The organism is Rummeliibacillus sp. GQ308 (assembly GCF_059759115.1).
The window spans coordinates 196,302-220,926 of the sequence record NZ_JCAXDQ010000001.1 but is presented as its reverse complement, the minus strand read 5'-3'; the positions used below and the strand labels follow the sequence as shown (position 1 = coordinate 220,926).

23 protein-coding genes are annotated in these 24,625 nt (G+C 38.2%); 7 read left to right on the top strand and 16 right to left on the bottom strand.

Features of this window, described 5'->3' with window-relative positions; translation table 11 throughout:
- Window positions 1–240 precede the first annotated feature (240 nt).
- On the top strand, window positions 241–2,226 hold the full coding sequence (locus AC6CHJ_RS01155) for an acyltransferase family protein (RefSeq protein WP_498287018.1): 1,986 nt from the start codon (window positions 241–243) through the stop codon (window positions 2,224–2,226).
- Between the two features lie 145 nt (window positions 2,227–2,371).
- Here the strand turns inward: AC6CHJ_RS01155 and AC6CHJ_RS01150 are convergent, their stop codons facing one another.
- The 3 genes from AC6CHJ_RS01150 to AC6CHJ_RS01140 form a co-directional block, all read right to left on the bottom strand.
- Window positions 2,372–3,766 (bottom strand): polysaccharide pyruvyl transferase family protein, encoded by a 1,395-nt coding sequence (locus tag AC6CHJ_RS01150; protein WP_392995364.1) that lies wholly within the window; start codon window positions 3,764–3,766, stop codon window positions 2,372–2,374.
- A gap of 34 nt (window positions 3,767–3,800) precedes the next feature.
- Window positions 3,801–4,979: a CDP-glycerol glycerophosphotransferase family protein gene (locus tag AC6CHJ_RS01145; protein WP_249775290.1), complete on the bottom strand. Its 1,179-nt coding sequence runs from the start codon at window positions 4,977–4,979 to the stop codon at window positions 3,801–3,803.
- A 172-nt stretch (window positions 4,980–5,151) separates the two neighbouring features.
- Window positions 5,152–6,246 (bottom strand): glycosyltransferase family 2 protein, encoded by a 1,095-nt coding sequence (locus tag AC6CHJ_RS01140; protein ID WP_498287017.1) that lies wholly within the window; start codon window positions 6,244–6,246, stop codon window positions 5,152–5,154.
- A gap of 184 nt (window positions 6,247–6,430) precedes the next feature.
- Between AC6CHJ_RS01140 and AC6CHJ_RS01135 the strand changes: the two genes are divergently transcribed.
- On the top strand, window positions 6,431–6,895 hold the full coding sequence (locus tag AC6CHJ_RS01135; RefSeq protein WP_498287016.1) for an SAM-dependent methyltransferase: 465 nt from the start codon (window positions 6,431–6,433) through the stop codon (window positions 6,893–6,895).
- Window positions 6,896–7,104: 209 nt separating this feature from the next.
- On the opposite strand, the gene AC6CHJ_RS01130 is transcribed toward AC6CHJ_RS01135, so the two are convergent.
- Window positions 7,105–8,091 carry a YhdH/YhfP family quinone oxidoreductase gene (locus AC6CHJ_RS01130; protein ID WP_498287015.1) on the bottom strand — a complete coding sequence of 329 codons (987 nt, stop codon included), beginning with the start codon at window positions 8,089–8,091 and terminating at the stop codon, window positions 7,105–7,107.
- Window positions 8,092–8,193: 102 nt separating this feature from the next.
- On the opposite strand from AC6CHJ_RS01130, the gene AC6CHJ_RS01125 reads away from it, so the two are divergent.
- Complete coding sequence (locus tag AC6CHJ_RS01125) at window positions 8,194–8,613, top strand: MarR family winged helix-turn-helix transcriptional regulator (RefSeq protein WP_147195374.1); 420 nt, start codon at window positions 8,194–8,196, stop codon at window positions 8,611–8,613.
- Window positions 8,614–8,665: 52 nt separating this feature from the next.
- On the opposite strand, the gene AC6CHJ_RS01120 is transcribed toward AC6CHJ_RS01125, so the two are convergent.
- The 5 genes from AC6CHJ_RS01120 to AC6CHJ_RS01100 form a co-directional block, all read right to left on the bottom strand.
- On the bottom strand, window positions 8,666–9,304 hold the full coding sequence (locus tag AC6CHJ_RS01120; protein WP_498287014.1) for a LysE family translocator: 639 nt from the start codon (window positions 9,302–9,304) through the stop codon (window positions 8,666–8,668).
- A gap of 224 nt (window positions 9,305–9,528) precedes the next feature.
- Window positions 9,529–10,686: an aminotransferase class I/II-fold pyridoxal phosphate-dependent enzyme gene (locus AC6CHJ_RS01115; RefSeq protein WP_498287013.1), complete on the bottom strand. Its 1,158-nt coding sequence runs from the start codon at window positions 10,684–10,686 to the stop codon at window positions 9,529–9,531.
- 142 nt (window positions 10,687–10,828) lie between these two features.
- On the bottom strand, window positions 10,829–11,977 hold the full coding sequence (locus tag AC6CHJ_RS01110; protein WP_498287012.1) for a CDP-glycerol glycerophosphotransferase family protein: 1,149 nt from the start codon (window positions 11,975–11,977) through the stop codon (window positions 10,829–10,831).
- Between the two features lie 2 nt (window positions 11,978–11,979).
- Window positions 11,980–13,005, bottom strand: a complete 1,026-nt coding sequence (locus tag AC6CHJ_RS01105; RefSeq protein ID WP_249775282.1) for a ribitol-5-phosphate dehydrogenase — start codon at window positions 13,003–13,005, stop codon at window positions 11,980–11,982.
- Window positions 13,002–13,715 (bottom strand): IspD/TarI family cytidylyltransferase, encoded by a 714-nt coding sequence (locus tag AC6CHJ_RS01100; RefSeq protein WP_498287011.1) that lies wholly within the window; start codon window positions 13,713–13,715, stop codon window positions 13,002–13,004. The genes AC6CHJ_RS01105 and AC6CHJ_RS01100 overlap by 4 nt, the downstream gene beginning before the upstream one ends.
- A gap of 754 nt (window positions 13,716–14,469) precedes the next feature.
- On the opposite strand from AC6CHJ_RS01100, the gene AC6CHJ_RS01095 reads away from it, so the two are divergent.
- On the top strand, window positions 14,470–14,655 hold the full coding sequence (locus tag AC6CHJ_RS01095) for a sporulation histidine kinase inhibitor Sda (RefSeq protein WP_066791768.1): 186 nt from the start codon (window positions 14,470–14,472) through the stop codon (window positions 14,653–14,655).
- 435 nt (window positions 14,656–15,090) lie between these two features.
- Here the strand turns inward: AC6CHJ_RS01095 and AC6CHJ_RS01090 are convergent, their stop codons facing one another.
- Window positions 15,091–15,558 (bottom strand): IDEAL domain-containing protein, encoded by a 468-nt coding sequence (locus tag AC6CHJ_RS01090; protein ID WP_066791767.1) that lies wholly within the window; start codon window positions 15,556–15,558, stop codon window positions 15,091–15,093.
- 212 nt (window positions 15,559–15,770) lie between these two features.
- Between AC6CHJ_RS01090 and AC6CHJ_RS01085 the strand changes: the two genes are divergently transcribed.
- Together AC6CHJ_RS01085 and AC6CHJ_RS01080 are read left to right on the top strand one after the other, a co-directional pair.
- Entirely contained in the window at window positions 15,771–17,342 is a 1,572-nt protein-coding gene (locus AC6CHJ_RS01085) for an SWIM zinc finger family protein (RefSeq protein ID WP_498287010.1), read from the top strand.
- Entirely contained in the window at window positions 17,339–20,113 is a 2,775-nt protein-coding gene (locus AC6CHJ_RS01080) for a DEAD/DEAH box helicase (RefSeq protein ID WP_498287009.1), read from the top strand. The genes AC6CHJ_RS01085 and AC6CHJ_RS01080 overlap by 4 nt, the downstream gene beginning before the upstream one ends.
- Window positions 20,114–20,381: 268 nt before the next feature.
- On the opposite strand, the gene AC6CHJ_RS01075 is transcribed toward AC6CHJ_RS01080, so the two are convergent.
- Window positions 20,382–20,807 (bottom strand): single-stranded DNA-binding protein, encoded by a 426-nt coding sequence (locus AC6CHJ_RS01075; protein ID WP_147195385.1) that lies wholly within the window; start codon window positions 20,805–20,807, stop codon window positions 20,382–20,384.
- A 298-nt stretch (window positions 20,808–21,105) separates the two neighbouring features.
- Between AC6CHJ_RS01075 and AC6CHJ_RS01070 the strand changes: the two genes are divergently transcribed.
- Window positions 21,106–21,540 carry a YwpF family protein gene (locus AC6CHJ_RS01070; RefSeq protein ID WP_307723578.1) on the top strand — a complete coding sequence of 145 codons (435 nt, stop codon included), beginning with the start codon at window positions 21,106–21,108 and terminating at the stop codon, window positions 21,538–21,540.
- Window positions 21,541–21,604: 64 nt separating this feature from the next.
- On the opposite strand, the gene AC6CHJ_RS01065 is transcribed toward AC6CHJ_RS01070, so the two are convergent.
- The 5 genes from AC6CHJ_RS01065 to AC6CHJ_RS01045 form a co-directional block, all read right to left on the bottom strand.
- Window positions 21,605–21,994 carry a hypothetical protein gene (locus AC6CHJ_RS01065; protein WP_498287008.1) on the bottom strand — a complete coding sequence of 130 codons (390 nt, stop codon included), beginning with the start codon at window positions 21,992–21,994 and terminating at the stop codon, window positions 21,605–21,607.
- Window positions 21,995–22,117: 123 nt separating this feature from the next.
- A complete protein-coding gene (fabZ, locus tag AC6CHJ_RS01060) occupies window positions 22,118–22,558 on the bottom strand; it encodes a 3-hydroxyacyl-ACP dehydratase FabZ (protein WP_066791762.1) in 441 nt (146 codons plus the stop codon).
- A 28-nt stretch (window positions 22,559–22,586) separates the two neighbouring features.
- Window positions 22,587–22,877 carry a DNA-directed RNA polymerase subunit beta gene (locus AC6CHJ_RS01055; protein ID WP_066791761.1) on the bottom strand — a complete coding sequence of 97 codons (291 nt, stop codon included), beginning with the start codon at window positions 22,875–22,877 and terminating at the stop codon, window positions 22,587–22,589.
- Window positions 22,878–22,895: 18 nt separating this feature from the next.
- Window positions 22,896–23,729, bottom strand: coding sequence for a flagellar hook-basal body protein (locus tag AC6CHJ_RS01050; RefSeq protein ID WP_498287007.1), 834 nt, complete (start codon window positions 23,727–23,729; stop codon window positions 22,896–22,898).
- Between the two features lie 24 nt (window positions 23,730–23,753).
- Window positions 23,754–24,593, bottom strand: coding sequence for a flagellar hook-basal body protein (locus tag AC6CHJ_RS01045; protein WP_147195391.1), 840 nt, complete (start codon window positions 24,591–24,593; stop codon window positions 23,754–23,756).
- Window positions 24,594–24,625 lie beyond the last annotated feature (32 nt).

The window sequence follows — 24,625 nt, the reverse complement described above, 5'->3', positions numbered from 1 at the left end:
CATAACAAACACACTTTCTACTATAGTAATTGTATTTTAATTATCGCTGTAAATCTTTGTCCAAGATCATTAGTTAGTATCCTTTCTGATTCATGTCTTGATACCTTGTTCGAGGTAACGTAAAGATAATAAGCTGCTATAAACTATATTTCTTATAAAAAATAAATTTACATTTTTGGTTATTTGTTTGCTATAATTTATAGTTGCATATTAAACAATTTACTGAGATGGAGCTTAAAAATGAACAAAAATATAATCAATATAGAACGAAAATTCCGTCCAGAAATAGAAGGATTACGCATTGTTGCCGCTCTTTTAGTAGCTATTTATCATATTTGGTTTGGTAAAGTTTCAGGTGGCGTAGATGTATTCTTCGTTGTTTCTGGGTTTTTAATTACTACTTCTATTATTTCCACGATTAATAAAACAGGGGAATTTAAATTTTGGCCATACATATCAAAATTAATGAAAAGACTGTTTCCTCTAGCATTTATTATTATTACTGTGATTTTAGTGCTGAGTATATTTTTCTTACCTTTAACCATTTTTGATAAAACACTTAAAGAAGCCATTTCATCCATGTTTTATTATCAAAATTGGCAGTTGGCAATCAGTAATACAGATTATTTAGATGCCAATCAAATGAAAAGCCCGCTAGAGCATTATTGGGCTATGTCAATTCAAGGACAATTTTATATCATTTGGTTTATATTATTCACTTGTATATTATTCGGTATAAAAAAATATAATCTTTCAAATGGAAGACGATTAGTAAACTTGGTTTTAGGATTTATATTTGTTGTATCATTTGTCTATTCTATTTATTTGACTAAAGTAAACCAACCATTAGCTTATTTTATTACGTTTACAAGAGTATGGGAGTTTGCTTTAGGTGGTTTGTTATGTATTAACTTAAGTCGAATTAAAATACCTAACATAGCAGCAGAGATAATAGGATGGATTGGCCTTATAGGGTTAATTCTTACGGGGGCTTTATTTGACGTTTCGACAATGTTCCCAGGATATATAGCAGCATGGCCAATGACATGCGCATTGCTCATTATTCTATCTGGAAACAAAGAAACAAAGTATGGTGTTAAAAACTTCTTGGCGATGCCTATCATGATTAAATTAGGTGGTGTATCATTCGGAATTTATTTATGGCATTGGGTATTATTATCATTCTATAAATATAATATATCCGAGAACCCAGGCATCATTTCAGGGATATTAATTATTGCATTATCCATTGTACTTTCGTTTATTACTACTAAATATATAGAAGCACCAATAAGAAATGCAAAATCAAATAAAGTAGCATTTAAAAAGATTGGTCTTATCGCACTAGTAAACATTTTACTGATTGCTGGCTTGTACACTCAAAATGCTTACTTAAAAACGGCTGATAATAAAGACCTTGCAAGTAAAGATTACCCAGGTGCTTTAGCGGTTAAAATGAAAGGCAAATTAAAGGAAATGGATCCGAAACCTGGTTTTGCCAATGTATTTGATGATTTACCTCAATCGCATCTTGATGATACGAATCAGGGCTTGAAAAAATCAGATTTAAAAATAGGTACTTATGGAAAGAAAAAAGATTATAAAGCAACCATTGCGTTGGTAGGAAGCTCGCATTCTGAGCATTGGCTAGGAGCTGTCATTGAAGCTGCTAAAGAAAATGATTATAGAGTAATTAATATAACTAGATCTGGAACAAGATTCTCAACAGGATATGAAGACAATACATTGAAAGGCCAATGGGTAAAAAATCTAGAAAATTATCTAAAAAAATCAGATGATATAGATTTAGTTTTATCACATGTTACAGCAGCCGATACAACCAAAGATAGAATCCAGCAACAAATGGTTGATGAGTTGATGAAAGTAAAAAATGAATATGGCATCAATGTTTTAGCAATCAGAGATATTCCAAGATACGAATTTAACGTTTCTGAGGAACTTGAGAAATCTGGAGAAAAAGAAACAATTAAGATGATGAATAAAGCTAATAATCAAAAAGATGAATCCTATTGGAAAAAGCTATTAGAAAATGAAAAAGACCTAGCAACATTCGATCCAACAGAATACTTTAAAATAAATGGAGAGTATAGACCAATTATAGGGAATATCGTTATATACAGAGATATGGACCATATGACAAATACTTATTCCAAAACCTTTGGACCTATTTTAAGTGAAAAGATTAAAAATATAGTAAAGAAATAAAATAAACACGACAGCCATCGGGGTTGTCGTGTTTTTTTTATTTTCAGTTCTAGGATTTTCTTTTCAATATTTCGTCTCTAAAAAATATATCATTATCGAGCTAATTAAAAAAATGCCCACTCACAATGGAATGGGCATTTTTATTTTATTTCTTTGCAAACATGTTCGCAATTTTCAATGCTGTGCGTACTGATTTGCGGTTTAATGTACCTTGCAGGTGTTTAATTTGTTTTTCTTTTTCTTCTAGTCTGCGTTTTTCAGCAGCGCCGCTAGAAGGTGCTTTTGGTTTTGGTGCTTTTTTGCTTTCGAGCTCTGAAAGTGTTTCGAAGCGTTTTACTGCTTCTGGAATCGTACAGCTAGTGATTGGTTCTAGAGGTGGCTGTAAATCGATACCTGCTAACTTTTCATCAAGCGGAATACGTGTTGGTTCGTTACCATTTTTATAAATATGGTCGATTTTACTTAGGTTTAGGAAATCAATATAACGATCAAAATTTTCACCTTGATATTTTGATGCTTCATGGAAGTCCACTTTTTCAATTAAGTCCCAAATGTTTGTGTTGTCGTCAATATCCTTTGCCCATACATGTGTTAAATGGTGGTATTCAGTTAATTCGCGCATACGACCATCTTTTGGAATCATCAAGCTTGGCGTTCCGGCAATTGTTGACGTAATATTACCGTGCAAACGCGCACCGAATGCAAAATCTGCTTGTTGCAAGAATTCTAACCATGTTGGAACGTTTAAGAAATAACGAACGCGGTTATTAGCATAAACAGGATCTGTAATTTTTCCTGGGTAGTTGCCATGTTCGATTTTTGGAATTTCCGGATAGCCAACATACGTCAAGCGCAATTCTTTCAGCCATTGCGGGATGAAGTAATGATTTGGGAATTCGTCCATGCTGCGTGTAATGAAATCTAAAACATTTTTCGGTGAAAGACGTGATGAGTTGACAGCAACCATAGATTCTGGCGTAATATTCGTTTCACGGATTTTTAATTCACGTCCAAACGTATACATAGATGGGCAGCCAATAGCCATATGGTCTACACCATCTTTAAAGCCAAGACGAGATAAATAGTCAGCCGTGATCTGGCCGCGCACACCGATCATTGGCGATCTTTTTAGTACAGCTTTGACAAATGCTTTTACATCTTCATCAAATTCAAATTCATCATCCGGTTTAGGATCAAATGTTGTACGCAAGCCAACGCCTATTACATAAACGGGAATGGTCAATTTGTTAATTAACTGAGTATATTTGTGAAGTGTTGGCACAAAATCTTTACGGAATGCATCCGCAAGAGGAATTAGATAAGCATCATACGTTTCATTGATGTAATCCGCATCCTTTGGATTGATTTTATAATAATCGGGTACGAATTCTACGTTCTCATCCGTCATTAATGTGCGGTACACACTGTATGCATAAATAAGGTTGCCTACATTTCCGCCAATTGAATTGTTTACAATCATTTCAGCGGGGGTAAACGTTTGAAATGGCGTAATCCCTGAGCGTATTAAATATTTCTTCATGTGTTGATAACACTCCTTCTTCTTTCTTAGGGGGTTAAGACTTGGAAGCCATGCAAGCGTCAATTAAATCCGCTACACGTTCAGTAGACTTACCATCCAAATCCTCAAAGAATTTGTCTGTAAATGTTTTATAATCTACACCTTTTACATCTTTTAATTGAATTGCTTCATCAATCATGGCATCACAGGTGCGGACGATCGGACCTGGTGTAAAGTCTTGATATGGAATATAGAAATCACGTGTTTCAATATACTCTTCAAGGTCAAAGCAATAAAAAATCATCGGTTTGTTTAATAATGCATACTCAAAGCAAACAGATGAATAGTCTGTGATTAAAACATCTGTAATAAACAACAGATCATTGACGCTTGGGTATTTCGTGAAATCTTGAATCTTATCCTTGTATTCAGCAGGGATATGAACTTTCTTCTTCACAAATGGATGCATTTTGATTAGGAAGATGGTATTGTCATCCAACTTTTCGTAAATACGATCGAAATCAAGCATCTCCATTGGAAAGTGTGCACTGCTTTGTCCATTACCTCTAAAAGTTGGCGCATAGAGTACAATTTTTTTCCCTCTAAATTCCGGATACTTAGTATACAACATTTCTTCTTTATCTTTCTTGTATGTTTCATCGAAGAAAACATCGGTACGTGGAATTCCAGTAGGAATAACCTTGTCCAAAGAAACACCAAAGCCTTCTGCATAGAATGGCGCAACAGTTGAAGAGCTGACCGTTACTTTCGTATAGTTTTTATGGTTTTTAGAGTTCGGATCTGGTCCGCCGATCTTGCCTACACGGCTGTAGCCAAATGTTTTAAATGCGCCAACTGCATGCCAAAGTTGAACTAAATCAGCATTTTTACGAATTTTTAGCGGATAGACCATCGGATAAAAATCATCCACCATGATAACTTTCGACGTCGCCATATTGTAGGCTAGCTGGATAATCTCCAAGTATCTTTTGCGCTTTTTAACGCTTTCTTTTAGCAAGAAATAATACTCATACTTATGCCTTCTCTTCAACTCATCATAAACAAATTGAAAATTGTCGCTCAATGTTTTGCGGCTATCTGAAAGAATCGAGATTTTGTTGTTATTGATTGGCAATAGAGAAAACATTTTATAAAGTGCTTGGAATATTTCTCTTTTGAATTTTCTATCTAGTTTTTTCCGAAATTTCTTTTTCACTTTTTTTAGCTTTTTCAATGCATGTACCTCTTTTACCGTTTAATGAGAAATATTATGGCGTCATCGTGTTGTATCTGTAATCGCTTTATTCACGCCACATCTTTTTGTCGTATAACTTTCTACATTATAAAGTTTTTTCTTCATTCGTTCCAGTGGATTCCCCTAATTCGGACAAATTGTGCTATTCTTCTCATCCTTCTGTTTTATTGCCGCTTTGTGATTTCTTTTCTGATTTTAGCTTTTTGATTTCTCTTTTCAACTCTTTATTTTCTTTTTTAAGCTTTTTGACATCTGTTGTTAATGTTCTTAGCTTTTCCGCAATTGTTAGTTTATATAAATCATTTTCACGAATATAATATAATCTTTCACTAAATGTAGCTGTCACGTATTGGTCTGCTTCCTCAGGCATGCTCTCGTTGAGAAAACGTGAGAAGGCAAGAAGCCATTCTTTCTTTTGTCCCACTGTCATGTGCTTGTCCTTGAAGAAATCCTTTGATTGTCCATGACGGAACATGCGCGTCACAAATTTGCCCGCCAGTTTATGCTTGTACTCTGTATCTCCGACAGAACCTTGATAAATGGAATGCAGGATGTCGCCCATTAAACGAAAATATAGATCTGTATCTAGTTCATTTTCCGATAAATGTCCATCCTCGTGCTTCGTCACAAAGTAGCACTCATAATCAGCTACAATCGAGATTTGCTCCGTATTGCAATACATGGCAACTGTGAATGCTTGATCCTCTGCTACAATGGCATCTGCGTCAAAAGATAGCTTCAACGCACGCACTTTCTCTAGTCTAAACATTTTGAGGGCTGACAAGGCATAGAACAGGCTATCATCTAGTATTTCTGCCTTCTCTAAATTCCCTTTGGCAAAAATAGCTTGCGGTACTTTCCTACCCTTCACGCCGACATATTTACCGATCACTATATCGGAATTGTTTGCATGGCCATATGCATACATTCTTTCTAAGGATTCTGCACCCAAATAGTCATCACTATCGACAAAAAAGATATACTCGCCCTGCGCCATGGCGATTGCTTCATTTCTCGGTACACTGGCGCCACCCGAATTTTCGCTGCGATAAATTGTTTGGATGAGCGATGGGTAGCGCATTTTAAAATACTCAAGTATGCTCTGCGTCCGGTCAGTTGATGCATCATCCACGACAATAACCTCATACTCATCTTTATTTAAAGATTGTTCTACAATTGAATTCAAGCATGTTTCAATATATTCTTCCGCATTATAAACGGGAACTGCTACGGTTACTTTTTTCATATCCAAAACCTCCACTCATAGTATATCCATTTTTTCCTTATATCCCAATTTAGTATTTTATAATCTTTTATCAATGATTTTATAGGCAACATTAGGTTTTGAAGTAGGAGAAAAACAATTAACAAATAAAAAGTCCGTATATAATTAAATTAGAGAGAATTTTTTATTAGAAGGAGGAATCAGTATGCAGTATACGATTGAACCAATTGCCTTTGTTAACAATACAAGAAAGGATATTGCGGATGATCAATGGGGTCCAGTCATATCAACAATTGAACTTGTGGAAAATATAGATGAAGCCTCACTAAGAGGCATTCATGAATTCTCGCATCTAGAAATCATTTTTTACTTTGATAAGGTTTCAGATGATAAAATTCAGTATGAAGCAAGACATCCAAGAAACAATACAAATTATCCTGTGGTCGGTATTTTTGCGCAAAGAGGAAAAAACAGACCGAATAAAATAGGTGTCACGATCGTTGAGCTGATTGAACTAAAACAGCGATCCTTCATTGTAAAGGGGTTAGATGCAATCGACGGCACACCTATTATTGATATTAAGCCTGTGATGAAGGAATTTTTGCCTAGAGGTGAAGTAAGACAACCGGATTGGTCCGTTTCTTTAATGAAAAATTATTGGGGAGATTAAACCCTCATTAATGTGTAAGAAAAATACCCGTATACAAACAAGATGTATACGGGTATTCACCATGAATTTTGAATGCAATTGTAGCGGAAGACGGCGACCCCCTGCGGGAAAAGTTTGAGCTGAAAACCCTGCATGAGGAGATTGATGCCAAGCTCGCGGAAAGCGCGTCTGGAGCGGAACAATTATTGAAAAACAATTAGATAGTACTTCTAAAATTTAACAATCGTTCTACCTACATGCTGACCATTTTTAATAGCTTCAATTGTTTGTGGTACTTCATCAAGCGAGATTTCATTTATTAAGGTCGTTTGAGAAATATTCCAGTCATTGGCTATTCTCTCCCAAACAGCAGGGCGATCTTCAATTGGTACATTTACTGAGTCAATGCCTAAAAGGCTTATTCCTCTCAGGATAAATGGCAACACAGTTGATGATATTTTTATACCCCCTGCATTTCCACACATACTCATACTACCACCATAAGAAATTTGAGGAATGAGGACAGAAGCAATGTCGCCGCCCACAGTGTCCAGGACAAAGTCAAAATTTTGCTTATTCAACGGTTTATTCAGTTCCCCTAATTCATGTGCAAAAACGATCTCTGTTGCTCCTAAAGACTTTGCGACCTCTACCTGATAATCTTTTCGAACTAAAGCTGCGATATTTTTGTAACCTATTTTAGATAAAATCTGTAAAGCTACGCTACCTACTCCACCGGTTGAGCCAGTGACTAGGATTCTAGCATCTTTGTTTACATCCAAGCCTTTCTTTTCTAAAGCCATGATAGAGAGGGAGGCCGTAAATCCAGCTGTTCCAAAAACCATAGCATCTTTTAAGGTTAAGTTGTTTGGCAATGGAACAATCCAATCCCCTGGTATTCTCGCATACTCTGCAAACCCGCCTGTATGGCTCACTCCAGTACCAAAGCCTGTAACCAATACTTTCTGACCTTCTGTATATCGGCTATCTGTTGAACTAAAAACAGTTCCACTTAAATCAATACCAGGTATCATCGGATAATTCCGTATCACTCCTGCATTTTTTTGAACGGCTAACATATCCTTATAATTTATGGAAGAGTATGCTATCTTAATTAACACATCTCCCTCAGAAAGAGCGTCCATATGAACATCCTCTAACCCATAAATGACCTGATCTTGTTGTTCCTTTACCACTATTGCCTTGAATGTATCCATAGATATCTTCCTCCTTTTGCTACAAAATACTTTTGATACAAAACTATTCCATTACAAAAGTTACCATGATATTATAGGTAATGTCAATTTGGAGGAGATTTAATGGAATTAAAAGAGTGTATCAATTTTTTACTAAGCGTAAGTCAAAATAAAGTGTTTAAATACTTCAGCAAGCTATTAGAGGAATATGGCGTGACACCAGCTCAATATGGTGTGTTGAATTGTCTATGGAGAGAAGGACAATTATCCCCTAAGCAAATTGGAGAAATGGTCCACTTAGAAGCCCCTACTGTCTCGGGAATATTAGATAAAATGCAAAAGGCCGGATTAATAGAACGTTCGGTGGATCCAAACAATCGTAGAAATGTCCTAGTAATAGCTACTCAAAAGTCGAATGAAATCAGAGAAGAAGTAGAGGTAGCCACAAATAAGCTAAATGATAAGGTTCTTCAAGATTTAACTGAAAGTGATACGGAAGCGTTAAAAAAAGCATTAGAAGCTATAATAAAGTCTGATTTTTAATGAACTTATCCCGTCTAAGAAAGGACAACACATTAAAGGTGTTGTCCTTTTTTCAGCTCACTAGTAGTCTCTTTGTCGCTAACACAAACTCAACTAGGAAATACCCTGCAAAGCATAATAAAATACACCCAGCAATAATCGATACCCATTTGATCATGGTTTGATTCATCACTTTCCTTGTTACAGCAACAATAGAAAGCAGACCAATATCATGAAGTAAGATTCCGCTTAATATCCCCGCACCAACAACTAAAAATTTTGCTGGTTGAGTCATATCATAGGAATCGGAAAGTACAGCGCCAAAAACAGAAATCCAAAACATCAGATTTCCTGGTGAAAGAGCTACGAATAAGCCATTACGATAGGAGCTAAAAAATGATACATTCGATTTATCACCAGCAAGTGCAATGTCTTGATTCGAGTTTTTAATAGAATCATACCCTAAATAGGCTAAGAAAAAAGCACCAATCAGCCACATTGGTATTTGTATATAGGATATAGAAAGTATAGATGCCAATCCCATATACAAGGCAATAATTAATAGGAAATCAACCGTCATTCCACCTAACCCTACAGCCCATCCTTGCATAAATCCTTTTTTCAGACCTTGTTTCGTCATTTCCACCGTCATAGCTCCTACAGGCATTGCAATTGCAAGACCAGCTATTAAATATGTAAAATATAAACTCAAAAAAACACTCCCTTCAGCACTTTCTCCATCCACATATTTCTATTTTTAATATAGCATATATTTTTAAATAATTATTCATTATTGTAAATTTTCATACAAAAAGATACTAGTTAGAGTCTTTTTTAGTCTATATACATTAAACAAATATGGAGCAACTTCAAGAAGGGCATCACATAGTGATGTCCTTCATAATTGTCTTATCTAGTTTTGATTACAAGCGCATATCATGAGAGTGTTTGTATGAAACGTTCAAGACGATTCATGCCTTCCTCCAATTCTTGATCTGAATAGGCGTATGTGATGCGGAGGTAGCCTTCTCCATACGGAGTAAAGACAGAACCTGGGATGGTACCGACACCGGCTTCCTTCAGTAAACGTACAGCAAATTCTTCAGAAGTAAGACCGAATTTTTTGATGGATGGGAAGATATAGAATGCACCAGTTGGCAGCAATACATCAATGCCCATTGCCTTTAACCTTTTGTATACATAATCTCTACGTCTTATATAGCTTTCATTCATAATGGCAGGCGTATCCCTGCAATTTGTCAGTGCTTCAATGGCTGCATATTGACTGGGAACAGAGGCACAGATAGCATTGAAGGAATGCACTTTCACTACTTCTTGAATAAGTGAAGCATCAGCAAGCAGGAACCCGATACGGAAACCCGTCATAGCATGGGACTTAGATAGACCATGAATAAGAAAGAGGCGATCTTTTAGTTCGGGATAATAGCCAAATGAACGGTGTTCCCCGCTAAATGTATTTTCGCTATAAATTTCATCAGATACAATGTAGATGTCCTCTTCCTTTAGCACTTCTGCCAATGCATCCATTTGGTCGGGTGTAATTGTGGCACCTGTTGGGTTTGATGGGAAATTAAAAATTACCGCTTTAGTCTTAGGGGTAATGAGCTCTTTAAGTTTGGTCGCAGATGGTTGAAAACCGGTGTCTGTTGTATCCAAATAAACCGTTTTTGCACCACAGTATGAGATAACTGGCTCATAACCTGCATAAATAGGGGCAGGCAAAATAACCTCATCGCCTTTCTCTAAAATGGTACGGAGCACTGAATCAATTGCCTGGGAAGCCCCATTCGTCACAAGGATTTCAGTATTTGCATCATACTGGCATTGATATTTATCAGCTAAAAATGTAGAGACTGCTTTCCGAAGTTCTACTAAACCAGCATTCACGGAATAAGTAGTTAGATTATTTTCGAGTGCATAGATACCAGCTCTTTTTACAGCCTCTGGTGGCGCAAAATCAGGTTGGCCTATGGTTAAATTAATGGCATTTGGAAAGTTTACTAGAAGGTTGGAAAACTTTCGAATTCCGGGCAAACCGATTCGATGGATTTGTGGATTCAATGATAATGGCATAGCAATTCCCTCTTTCCCTAATTCTCTATCATTCCATTATAGTGTTCAATTCGGAATAGTTGAACAATTATATTTATAAAAGACGGAAAATTCTCCTAAATCCATAAAAAAGCAGACAAACAAGAAAATGTTTGTCTGCTGCTTATTTAAACAATTGCTCAACAATGCTCTTTGCGATATGTGAGGTTTGGGAAAAATTATATTCTACCATGCGAGAGGTATCATATGATTCGCCTGTATGCCGACTGTTAATCCAATCGATCAGTGCTGACCTGCTTCTTAAAATAGCACCGTCTGAAATGTTATGAAGGTCATTATATAACCCGCGATTTTTTGTATAGGCTTCTAAGTCTGGCACATAATGCGCTAATGGCTTGTGGAATAGCGCAAATTCAAATATAGCCGAAGAGTAATCAGTGATGAAAGCATCTGCCACTAGCATCCAATCATTTGTAGAAAACTGCCCGTCAACAATGATGTTGCTCGTTTTTTGAAGCGCCTCGAAATGGCTATGGTCAATATACGGATGACCTACAAAGACAATTAGCTTGTCCTTGTCAAGATGTCCGGCTGTCTTGATTAACTCTTCTACGATATCAAGATCAGATTCCTTTGAGCTGCTTCCAGCGCGGTATGTAGGCGCAATCAGTATTTTAACCATCCCTCGCTGTTTTTCAGACAAGGTCTCTAATATCTGATCGCGCGTCTTTTCTACAAATGCTTGATCGCTAAAGTAATCAATGCGCGGCACCCCAACTGGATAAATACGATCTTTCTGCATATGAAATGCTTCTGCATAATACGGAATCATGTTTTCAGAAGATACGAATACATGGGTATAATGAGAATGGATTGGCACAACGTCTAAATAACTGCTGCTTGGACCAAATTTTGTGTTGACCGTACTATAGCCAAATTTCTTAAAAGCTCCTGCTGCATGCCAAAGTTGCACTATATCTGTTTCTTTTCGCGGATAGATTAAATAAACCGGCAAGTAATAATCATCCAACAAGATAATTTTCGCATCTGCAATCATATTGATTTCCTTAAACAACTTTACGCTAATCTTGTTGTTCGGCTTGATAATATGAAATTGCAGCTCTGGGTGAGTCTTTTTCATTTCTTCATATACTGCCTTCAAGTTGCCTTCAAGCTCGTCTTGGCGATATAAAGGAATGACAACCTTATTTGACTTTACAGGCTTTCCTATGCATGCCAGACGATAACAGCACCGATAGATCAGCCTGTAAAGCGATAATATTTTGTACTGAATGGATCTTCCAATGCCCATTTCTAGATTTTCCAGTTCATGATGGTTTTGCCCCATGAATTAGAAAGGTCTGATTCGAATGCACCGAGCGCATCTTGTACAGATGTCACGTGGAAGACTTGTCCAATTAAAGTAGCTAGATATTCAACGATTTCTGGATGTTCTTTATAAATGTCCACTGTGCGTTGGAAGTCGGCCACACCGCTTCGGCTGCTACCGATAAGTGTTAATCCTTTTTCCAGTACCATGCGCGTATTGATTTCTACCGGATATTCACTAACGCCAAGCAATGCAATAGAGCCTTCTGGTTTGATGACATCAATGATTTGGTCAATTGCGTATTGGCTTCCCTTGCCGCCAGCACATTCGAAGGCATGATCAATTTCATAGCCTTCTGGGATATCATTAATGTAAATCGCTTCATCGCAGAAAGAGAATTGATTTAATTTGTAATCTGTTTTCCCAAAGATTGTTACTTTACAATCAGGGTATAGCGTTTTTAAGAACAAGGATGTAATAAAACCAAGATTGCCGTCTCCCCAAACGCCGAATGAACTGCGGCGTTTGATGGATTTTTCTTCGAAACGAGTGATAGCATGCACAGCAACAGAAACAAGTTCTGTATAGGCAGCAACATTCATATCAATATCTTGCGGCAATACAATCAAACGGTCGCGGCGGATAAATACATAGTCCTGCATAAATCCATCATAGCCGCTTGATCTGAAGTGGCTTGAAGTCAAATAATTTTCTCTAATATAAGGATCTTCTTCTGTAGGCTTGTTCGGTACCATAACAACCTTTGTGCCTACAGGAAATTCATCTTGCGGGTCATAAGCGATTTCACCAACACCCTCATGGATAAGAGCCATCGGAAGCTTTTTCTTCATTGCTTCTTCGCCGCGCGTGCCTGTGTAATAGCGTTGGTCCGCCGCGCAAATAGAAAGATGTGTAGGGCGTACAACCACTTTTTCTGCTGTTATAGAGCTGTCTTTGTAAGTGACTTCAATTTGTCTTGGTGATACGAGGCGATAAATTTGGTTAATCACTTATCCATACTTCCTTTCAATATTGCGTTGGAAACACTTAAATCGTACGGTGTTGTCACTTTGATATTAAATGTTTCACCGCGCACTAATTTCACTTGAAGTCCCTTGATGGCAAAAATTTTGCACGCATCTGTAAGGATTTCTTTTTCTTCTTCACTAAGCGTACTATATATTTGTTTTAATTTATTGATTTTGAAGGTTTGTGGCGTTTGCCCTTGATACATATGTGATCTGATTGGAATAGATGAGATATATTCGCCGTCTGTTGATTCTACAATCGTATCAATCGCGCTGATAACAGTATCCACAGCATCATTTTTTAAGCCCTCTTCAATATTTTGTTCGATAATGCGGTGCGTCAAGAAAGGTCTTACTGCATCATGTGTAATGATGATATCTTCTTCACTGACCGGAGAAACGCTTTCAATATATGAAATGATGTTCATGATTGTATCGTTACGATCTGTTCCGCCTTCGATTACTTTAATGTTTGGCATTGTTAAGCCGTATTTCACTAATGTATCGGTAGTGTGACGAATCCATTCTTTAGGAGTTGCTACAATAATGGTATCGATTTTTTTATTTAGTATAAACTTTTCAATTGTGTGGATAATGATTGGTTTTTCATTTAAGTGTAAAAATTGTTTTGGCATTGGCACATTGCCCATTCGCGTGCCTTTTCCGCCTGCTAGTATTCCAGCATAAATCATTTGTATAGCACCTCTTCTTTTTTGAAATTCCGACACTAGCCGGTATGCATAATGCTATGTTGTTACCTTGTCGTATAGGCACTAATTGTAGCATATTTTCATTGTATGTTCTACTAACGCCAGATAGCGCTAATTGCTTATCATCCTTACATGACGTATAGATTAGGATAGGGTTCGCTCTTTTCATCTTAGTTATACAAAATCTTCTGCCTCTCAAACGATAAAAACAATGCATTGTCTATTGAATCGAACCTTTGTTCTTTGTTATAATGAAACGTAAGTTCGGTGAGTAAGAGATAAAAGATATTTCCGCTCAACGAATTATATATTTTTAAAAATTAATTGGAAAATTTTCTTATAAAAGGTTTAGTATTTGTTTATTTGGATATTTATTAAGGTGTTGGAAATTATTTTTGGAGCGATTATGTCTTTAGCAATTGAACCAAAATAGTTATAAACTAACCTAATCTTTATGATAGAACTAATATTCACAAAAAAGTTTTCGACAAATTTCGATATTTCTGTCTTCTGTGGATAAGTTTATGCACAATGTCCACACTCATAGTCAACTGGTTTCCTATTTTTCCACACAGTTTAATCACATCTTATCCACTATTTCTTGTGGATAAAGGGCATATTGTTTTGCTGGAAGCGATTTGTTAAATTAGGTGTACACCCAAGCAACCTACAATAATATTCTTTCGTTTGACCATATAGAACCAGTATTTTCAAAAAAAAAGAAGGAGGGAAGTTTATGGATACGTTATCAGACAAATTATTGGTTCAAGCATATAAAGATGCCAAAAGAAACAATTTGAACCCTGAATTCATCCGCATTCTTGAGGAAGAAATTCATCATCGTGTGCTTCGGAAAGTCTTATCCAACTCACAGGGCAGGGATATGTTGTTTGATGAAGAATCCCTGATGGAGATTCAGTAACTCCGTAACCGCTTACCTATACTCCGGTAGCGTTCAGTTACTGACTCCATATACCTGCCGTCTGATGATTTCCTCCATTGTCCTTCACTCAATTTTATTTTTAACTTCTTTTATTCTGTGTTTTACACCAATGCATATACACCACTATTCCATCGACCCTTTCTGTCATTAGTCACAAAAGGTCTTAACTCTTCATATCTATGAATAAGGCAGTGTGAAGACGGAGGGATTGGGATGAGAGGGTTGTGGAAACGTTTAGGTTTCGACTTTATGGATGCCGTCATATGGGTTTATTGTTGTTTCCTCGCCATACTATTAATCTTGCTATTTATCCTTCTCTTAATTGGATAATGTTCCCCTAATTATAATAGATAATTTTTTTATATAGCAAAAGCACCCAATCTTTAGAGATTAGGTGCTTCTTAATTGTTTAACTTATTGTTCAACCTGTGCGTCCTCCATTGGTGCGATCTCTTTTGCGAGAGTATAGAATAACTCTTCATCTCGCTCTGCTAGTGCTTTGTCAATCAACTGTAAGCGATTAATGTCTTCCAGTTCTTTTATCAGCAAATCCATCTCTGAAGGGGCGCTCAGCTGTTCATCTCTTTTTAATTCAAGATCATCTAATATTAACTCCAAATGTTTATTTACATCCGATGTCAACATCAATTCATGTAAGGGCAATCGAAGAAATCGGCTTCCTTTTTGAAATACAAAGACTTCTGACAAGTTCTCGATGCGCAAAGTGGATAAATTAATCACAATTTCCTTACCTTCTATAGGGATGAAATGAAATACTTCTTCGTCCTTTATTATGGAGAAATATTGATAGGCAAAAACCATTTTGAGCCTTGCGCCATCTCGCTTTGTGTAGAATGGTTCCATTCTTTTCACTTCCAACATTCTATTCCCCTCCTTATAAGGAATATTCTGATTATTAACAATATATCATGTAACCTTTAATCATGACACAAAAATCTTTGTCGCCTTTTCTGAATGTTTTTAAATTCATTTGCACAATTATGAAGGCTTTTGGCGAAACGGTTCAAAGGCATTTACGGCAGACCTTAAATAGCGATATAATGAAAGGAAAGTTTTTTTCAGGAGCGATCACTATGAATATGAATATTTCTGAAGTGGCCAACAGATATGAAGGCTTTATACGCAATCAAATGGCCGAAATAGCTTTACAACTTCATGCCAGCGATACTGAGGATGAAGAATTAGTACGGCGTGCAGCCTTTTTGGCGCGCCATAATTATGTGAAAATCAACACGTTTAGCGAAACACAAAATACAATTCAATTTGTGGTGCAAGACGCTATGCCAACACTAGTTCAATTAAACATGAATACTGATCGCATATCATGCAACTGTCCAAGAGAAATATGGTGCCGCCATAAAGTGGCAGCCATTTTTGTTCTGTATCAATATATTGACTCTTTATCAGACTGGCTAGATAACTTCCGCAGAAGTAAATCTACACAGCTTCATCTCCTAAAAGATGAACGGTCGCCTGAATCTTGGTTAGCTCTAGTAGAAAGAGTGTATAAGGCCAACTTATTTCGTCAAACATCGCTCACTCCATACTTGCTGGAGAGTATTTTTCAAGATATGCAGCGCCAAGTTTTTCGTGAGACGCCTCTCGAACGCGAATGGCAAAGTTTGTTTAAGCTTTTCACACATATGGCACTAGTGATTCATACGTGGAAGCACTTAGAAGATGTCCATAAATCCTATGGTGGCTATATCATTCGCTTTATCGATAACGAAAAGGAAAATATTAGGGAGCATATACGGACGACTTCTTCAAAATCCCGTCTTTTTGCAACAGATCCATTTTACGATACACTTCAGGCGATGGTTCGCCGATTTACTTTGCAGGAAAAGGGCTTTTTTGGACATCGTTTAATGATTTACAAGAACTTCTGGGAATCAATGTTTAACGAAAAAGCGAGACGTGAGAATGAGCTACAAACAATCCGGCAAACTACGCAAGTAGTGGATGATGTTCGTATTGAAAGCATAGAGTCTATGTTTTATATTATGCTGAAAAATTATGAGGAACTAGGTCGTGAGCTTTCGAAGATGAACTCGGAAGACCTGCTGCTATGGCTCGACTTGGCTCAATTTGCCGCACACAATAACGATTATGAAGCACTTTCAATGATTTTGCGTACAATGCTTCCTCACTTAGATACTTTTATAAATAACCATATTTCAATTCGTTACCGCCCAAACTTTGTGGGGGCTTTCCATAGGCTATGTTCTTATATCAATCTTAATGACGAAGAAGCGGAAGTTTTATTTGCAGCAGCAGGCACGTATGGGTTGCAGCCCTATTCGCTCTTTTTAGTTGAACGCGGTCGATTCACTGAATGGTCGGCACTTCATCACCGCTTCCCTTCCTCACTCGGATATCTGGAAAATTGCGGTCTCAAAACAGTCATAGAGCAAAAACCGGAAGTACTTTTGCCGCTATACCATTCATTGGCGATGAATGAATTGGGCCAAAAATCCCGTCAGCATTATAAACAGGCAGTACAAGTATGGAAAAAAATGAAGACCGCTGCCAAAAAAAGCGGAAAGAACGAGTTTTGGAATCAATACATCGACCAAACGAAAAAACAATATAAGCGCCTGCGAGCATTGCAAGAAGAAATCGAGAAAGGAAACCTCAAGCTATGACATTACAATTAAAAGTGCCAGCTTCATTTTTGAAAACCTTGCTAGTGGAAATCAAAACTGAAAATGGCCAGTCCTACACGATCCAATCGCTTGATGAGCACGGCACACCTATGAATGTTGATGAGTGGCTATCTTTCCTTTTTTATCAATACGAGGCATCCTTTTATGGCCTAACAGCAGTCCATACAGACGATACGGTTACAGTGACACCACTGGAATTCATCGAGCTGTTCTCAGCCCAGCAAAGGCATCCTTTTATTTCTATCGAAGGAGCAGATAAGGCTTCAAACGAAAGGATAGAGGCAGCTTCTACTGCGTCAAAATATTGGTATAGCGAGAATCTTTGGGATTATGTATCAGTGCAAGAAGACCAGCTTGCCCTCCAATTGCCAATTAATGAACAAGCTTCACAATTAGTGAATACAGCCTTGGCCCAAAAGCTAGTCGAATTGGGGCTTGCCATTGGAGAAATCCCTTCCCTTTTATCTTATTTCCGAAATGGCGGTTGGCCTATCCATTCCAAAACTGTTGAAGATGAGATCTATGTTGGCATGAGGCTAAGAGAGCCAGCAGAAAACGAAGATGAATGGCATCTTGAAACCGTCATTCGAGGCAAGAAAAGTATGAATTACTGGGCTCCACCAGTTCGAAAACGCACCTTAAAAATTGAAAATGCTCTTCCTGAAAAGTGGAAGAACTATGCAATCGGCATTCATCAGTTGCAACAGCAAATGATCGACCTGTTGAGAGATCAAGCATATATGCAAGACGTTGACTCAGAGAAGTTCCTTTCATCTCGGTTAAAAGATGCGGATGTTCGAGAGTTTTTACGGTCAGATTTCGCGAGGCTTCAAGCATTAGGTTTTGAAATTGTTCTACCTGCATGGCTGAAAGAGCTGAAGGACTCCCGCTTTAAAGTGCGGGCAACCGCGAATACTGCATCAAACTATAAATCAGCTGCCGGCCTGCAAGAAATCTTAACATTTAACTGGAAGCTATCTTTAAATGGCCAAGAGATTTCAATGGAAGACTTCCAACAGATGGTGAATGATAATCGTGAATTCATAAGAGCTGGTACAGAATGGGTACGCGTTGATGCACAGTGGATGCAAGAGATTCGCAAGCTGATGGATAAAGCCGAATCGGAGAATTGGACAGTGAAAGATCTTTTGTTCCAAGAGTTGCCGGAAGAGCTAACCATCCCGCTTGACGACGAGGAAGAAGAGGAAGCAGATGATCCATTCTTCCAATTCGAAATGCAAAAGTCCCTGCGAGAGTATGTTAAGAAACTTGTGGATAAAAAAGGAATGCCACAAGTTCCCATCTCTCAAAATCTACATGCAGAATTACGTCCTTATCAACAAGAAGGATTTGAATGGCTATCCTTTATGCACGACCAACAATTCGGTGCTTGCTTAGCTGATGATATGGGTCTCGGGAAAACCGTACAGCTTATTTCTTATTTGCTGCATATCTATGATGAAAACAAAGAAGCGTCACCGTCTCTGATTATTTGTCCAACCTCTGTGCTTGGCAACTGGCAAAAAGAATTAGCACGATTTGCTCCTACCCTAAAGGTCTATATGCATTATGGTCCAACACGTTTGAAGGACCAAACATTTTACGATCATTTGCAGCGTGAAAAACCGCAAATTGTGTTATCAACCTACGGTACGATCACCCAGGATGTAGAAATGCTTGAAGAAATAGAGTGGTCAAATGTTACGCTAGACGAAGCGCAAAACATTAAAAACATGCACACAAAACAATCGAAGGCGATTCGAAAATTGCGTGGAAAACATCATATAGCATTGACTGGTACACCCGTTGAAAACCGATTATCTGAACTATGGGCGATCTTTGATTTTATATACAAAGGTTATCTGGGCAGCTTTTCACGCTTCCAGGAAGAATATATAGCGCCGATTGAGCGAGATGATTCAGAAGTCCATAAACACCGTTTACGTAAGAAAATCCAGCCGTTCCTGCTGCGACGTACCAAGCAGGATCCTGCCCTTATGCTCAATCTGCCTGACAAAGTGGAACAACGGGAATATTGCCCACTGACAGAGGAGCAGGCCGTGCTTTATGAAAGCTTTATACAAGAAACGGTGCAAAAACTGGAGACACTCTCAGGCTTTGAAAGAAAAGGGCTTATCTTAAAGATGCTTAATAAGTTGAAGCAGCTGTGTAACCATCCTGCCCTTTATTTAAAGGAGCCTTTCGAGAACGCCAAAGAAATGATGGAACGCTCTGAGAAGCTGGATCGTATTATTACGCTGGCTGGCGATATTGCAGGCAATGGTGAGCAGTGCCTAATCTTTACACAATATATCGGAATGGGACAGCTCATACAGCATTGTCTAACAGAACTCTACGATATAGATGCGCCATTTTTAACAGGCAGCATGCCAAAAAATCAGCGTGATTATTTTGTCGAGTCTTTCCAAAAAGGCGAATTCCCCATTTTCATTTTGTCCTTAAAGGCTGGGGGCACAGGCCTGAATTTAACTGCAGCTAACCATGTTCTCCATGCAGACAGGTGGTGGAATCCAGCAGTTGAAAACCAAGCAACAGACCGTGCGTACCGGATTGGCCAAACCCAATTTGTCCATGTTCATAAGTTCATGACGACTGGGACGGTAGAGGAAAAAATTGATACATTATTAACCGAAAAGCAATCATTGTCGGAAGAATTAATCCAATCCAGCCAATGGATTACGGAACTAAATGACGATGAGATCAAGGATTTATTGTCATTTAACTTTTAGCCAAATTAAAAAAGGTTCTGCTATTTACAGCAGAACCTTTTTATTATGTACAGATAAAGTCATACAATCGATGACTTCATCCGCTGTCTTCCCCATAGACATTTGTTTAATACGCTTTACTTTCATCACATAATTTCCCTGTACCTGTAATAGCCTTTTTTGAATTGTTCTGTGGATGATCATTTGGTTGAATTTTTTATTTAGAACAATTCATCAAACCCATTGGCGCGGTCTTGCCATAGGAGCTATCATTACAAACTTTGCCGCATTATACAATCGGCAACCCTTCTACTTCTTCTGTCGGTAATACAAAGCCCTGTGGTACGTTATTTTGAGTTGTTGCCCTCTGAGTTCCTTTTTGTGTATGTTCTTCGCGGTTCTTCAATGCGATAAAACGAACTTCATCCGCTACCACTTCTGTTAAATATACTCGCTTACCATCGTCACGGTCATAAGACCTTGATTGCAACCGGCCACCAACCCCAATTAATGAGCCTTTTCCGCAATACTTGACAACATTCGCAGCGAGCTTGCCCCATACAACACAAGATACAAAGTCAGCTTCAACCTGACCATTCGCATTTTTGAACTTGCGATTTATGGCAATGGTAAAGCTTGTTGCCATCCTACCTTCCGCTAATCGCCTCAAGTCTGGATCTTTTGTTATCCTCCCCACAAGAGCAACTTGATTCACCCCTTCACCTCCTCCCGCTTAAGTTATACCTATCATACGGAGGTGGCTACGTTTTAGCAAAATAGCGAAAACAAATTTCAACCTATATTTTGATTCGATATTCAATTTTATTTCTGGAGAAACGGAGCGTTATGCTGTTTTCCTCATGCAGGAAAATACGTAAAAATCTATTTTAGCTTTTTTTCATGTTATAATAATGACATCTACTATCTAGACCAAAAAATAAAGCAAAAATTCTCAGAATCATCAAACATAACTAACATTTGTGTCATATACTATATTTTTTGAAAGATTGGCGGTGATTATTATAAAGACATTCAAAATGCTATCATTAGAGTTGTTAGAAGAAAATCAGTTCACGTCATACCCGCTCATAGACGGGATTATTATCAATCAAGAAAATAGCCATAAATATTGGATTCTAGAGATGTATATGGATGCTCAGTATGCCGACGATTTTGCTAAATATCTTGGGACAGATGACATCCTTGACGTCCGTGCAGTGATTTCTTATCCGGACAATGAACCTGCTTACTTCCGCGTTGTTGTCCATAACATTACGGAAATGCCCGATACTGGCCATGTATCTGTCTTGTTGAAAGGTACACTAAATTCCAACAGAAGGCAGTACGCTGAGCAGCTATTGCTTGAACTTGTAGAAGAAGGCTTAACGGGCAATGTATTGCTTGAACGATTCAAGTCTGATTTACATAATCGAAAAAAATTAAAATAAAAACACGAAAAAAAGATGATCTCTTAACAGAAATCATCTTTTTTCTATAGGGTGTTAACCCTTTCTATTTATTGTCATCGTTATCATGATGTACATTATTGCCGTTTGTAGCTTCATCATCTGTTACCATACGGTCATTAGGTGTTGGCTGGTTGCCTGGCAACACATCATTAACGCCACGTTCTACATCTTCAGTGACATCATTGACGCCTTCTTCAACGTCTGTCATGCCATTGTTCACGCCTTGCTCAATGTCAGTTGTTGTACTGCCGTTTTGAGCGCCGTTGTTTACACCGTCATTTGTAACGCCGTCATCTGTATTGCCAGTGTTAACATCACGGTTGACGTCCTCCATCGGTGTTTCCATACGTGTATCTTCTACTGCTTTTTTGTTATTGCACCCAACCAATAGAATGGCAGTACAAATTAAAACGCCTGCTGATTTTCTCCACATACTAAAATCCTCCTTCCAGCATATAATCTTAAACCACGACACGCTGTGTGCGATTCAAGAATAGTATGAACGGAAAGAGGAAAACTATCCTTACAACTAAAAAAACTTTTTAAAAGCAGGACTTTATTCTTTTGGAGCTGCAGGTCCAATTGCAAATAGGATATCCGCTTCACTAGCAAGCTCTCCATCCACAGTTGCTTTTGCATGGCCTTTTCCCATTGTGCCGCGAATTCTTGTGAATTCTACTTCAATATGAAGCTGGTCACCAGGGACTACCTGACGTTTAAAACGTGCGTTGTCTATACCTGTTAGGAAGGCTAGACGACCTTTAAAGTCATCTGAACTCAATAAGGCAACGCCGCCTACTTGTGCCATTGCTTCAATAATAAGTACGCCAGGCATTACAGGATAGCCTGGGAAATGCCCATTAAAGAAAGGCTCATTAATTGATACATTTTTAATGCCGACAGCACGTTTGCCTTCTTCTACTTCTGTAATCCGGTCCACTAAAAGAAATGGATAGCGGTGCGGCAATATTTGTTGGATTTGTTCTGCAGTTAGCAATGCTCTTCCTCCTCTATAAATCAACTGCCTATTTGCCGTTCATAAGATCAAAGACATGTTCCCAAGTCTCTGGTTTAAAAACGCCGAATGGGTTGCCATCACCGATAACGCCATAGCCAATCATAGCTCCGGCGATGACTGCAATAGCTAGTAAAACAACAACAATTAGGATTCTGATGCCGATGGATAAAATACCTCTAGTGACCCAGTTTCCGTCTCTTTCTCCAACACCTGCTTGCTTTTGCTGTTTCGCTTCTTTGCGAGTTTTAGCGGCACGAGTTGGATTTTCAGTTTTTTGTTCTGTTGTATTATTTGCCATTACAAAATTCTCCTCTACTTATCGAATCCCATTTACTAGCCCCATCATTTGATCAGCCATTGTAATGGTACGTGCGTTAAATTGGTATGAACGCTGAGTATTAATGAGATCGGACATCTCTTTCGAAATATCTACATTAGATGCTTCAAGACCACCATTTTGCATGGCGATTTGGTTTCGGTTTCCGCCTTGCAAATTTTGGAGCACTGAAGCTTCTTGAACACCAAATTCACCGAAGTTCTCAGGCAAACCGATATAAGTGCCTGAAATATGTTCCATTAGCTCCGGCTTTTGAATTTGAGTTACACCTAACTCTATTTTAACACTTCTATTATTATACTGAACATTTAAATTCCCGTCTGCTGTTACGCTGAATTCTTTTGCGCCGTCCGGCAATTGAATTGCATTTCCTCTAGAATCAGCAATTGGATAGCCATCGTTATTGACAAGCATCACATTCCCATTATCTGTTGGTGAGAGATAAAAATCTCCTTGTCTTGTGTAGACTGTTTTAGTAGTGTTGCCATCTGGCATCAAGACATTAAAATATTGTCTTTCTTTCGACAAAGAAAAATCAAGTGCTCGACCAGTTTGTTGAAATGTGCCGAGTTTCGAATTAATTTGCGCTTGCGCAAGACCTGCTCCGACTCCTATGCGGATACCGGGCTGTGATTGCCGTGGTGCTTTATCTTTATCATCATTATCGAACTGTTGGTATAGCAGTTCGCCAAATTTTGTTTCCTTCGCTTTAAAGCCATGCGTATTGCTGTTAGATATGTTGTTACTGATTGTATCCAACTGTTGCTGTAATTGCCCCATTGTATTGGCAGCAGACACCATTGTTCTGATCACTTAATATCCCTCCAAAGCCAATGCTTATACTTTGCCGATTTCATTGACTGCTTTATCCATGCTTCGGTCATATGCTTGAAGAATCTTTTGGTTTGCTTCAAATGCTCTATAGGCTGTCATCATATCCGTCATCGTGCGTGCTGAATCAACATTGGAGCGTTCAATATAGCCTTGTTTCGTTGAAAATTGTACACCGTTCACTGTATAAGCTGAAGGAAGATTATCACCATTATTTGTATAATAAAGCCCTGCATCACGTTTTGCTAGTGTATCCGGTTCATCAGAATAGGCAATTCCGAGTTTAGCCACTCTTCGTCCTTGCTCATAAACATCCCCATTCTCTCGAATTTGAAAGTCATCGCTTTGTAAATTAATCTTTTGGCCTTGATCTGAAAGGACAAATAAACCTTGTGAGTTTACTAGATTGCCAGCAGCATCAAGAGTAAAGCTGCCATTACGTGTATATGCCTCATTACCCGCTTCATTTTGTAAACGGTAAAATATCGCTCCCTTTGTGCCCGTTTCTTCGTTTACAGGGAGATTGCCGTCTACTAATGCTACATCCGTTGGCATATCTGTCGCGGTGATTTGGCCTTGCGTATAGTCTGGCAGCGTTTCTTGCATGTATGTGCCTGTACCGAGCGCGCCAATTTGTTTAACGGAACTGCCTTCATAGCCATTCTGGCGATTTGCAGGACCGCTTTTTGTAATGGTTGACATCAGCATATCCGGAAACGCGCGGATAGTTGATTGATCTGCTTTAAACCCAGGAGTATTAGCATTGGCAATATTATTCGATAATAGTTCAGTGCGCCGCTGCTCTGCAATCATGCCGGTAGCGACCGTGTAAAATCCACGAAACATTTCATTCATCCTTCCAGCTGGAATGTATATAG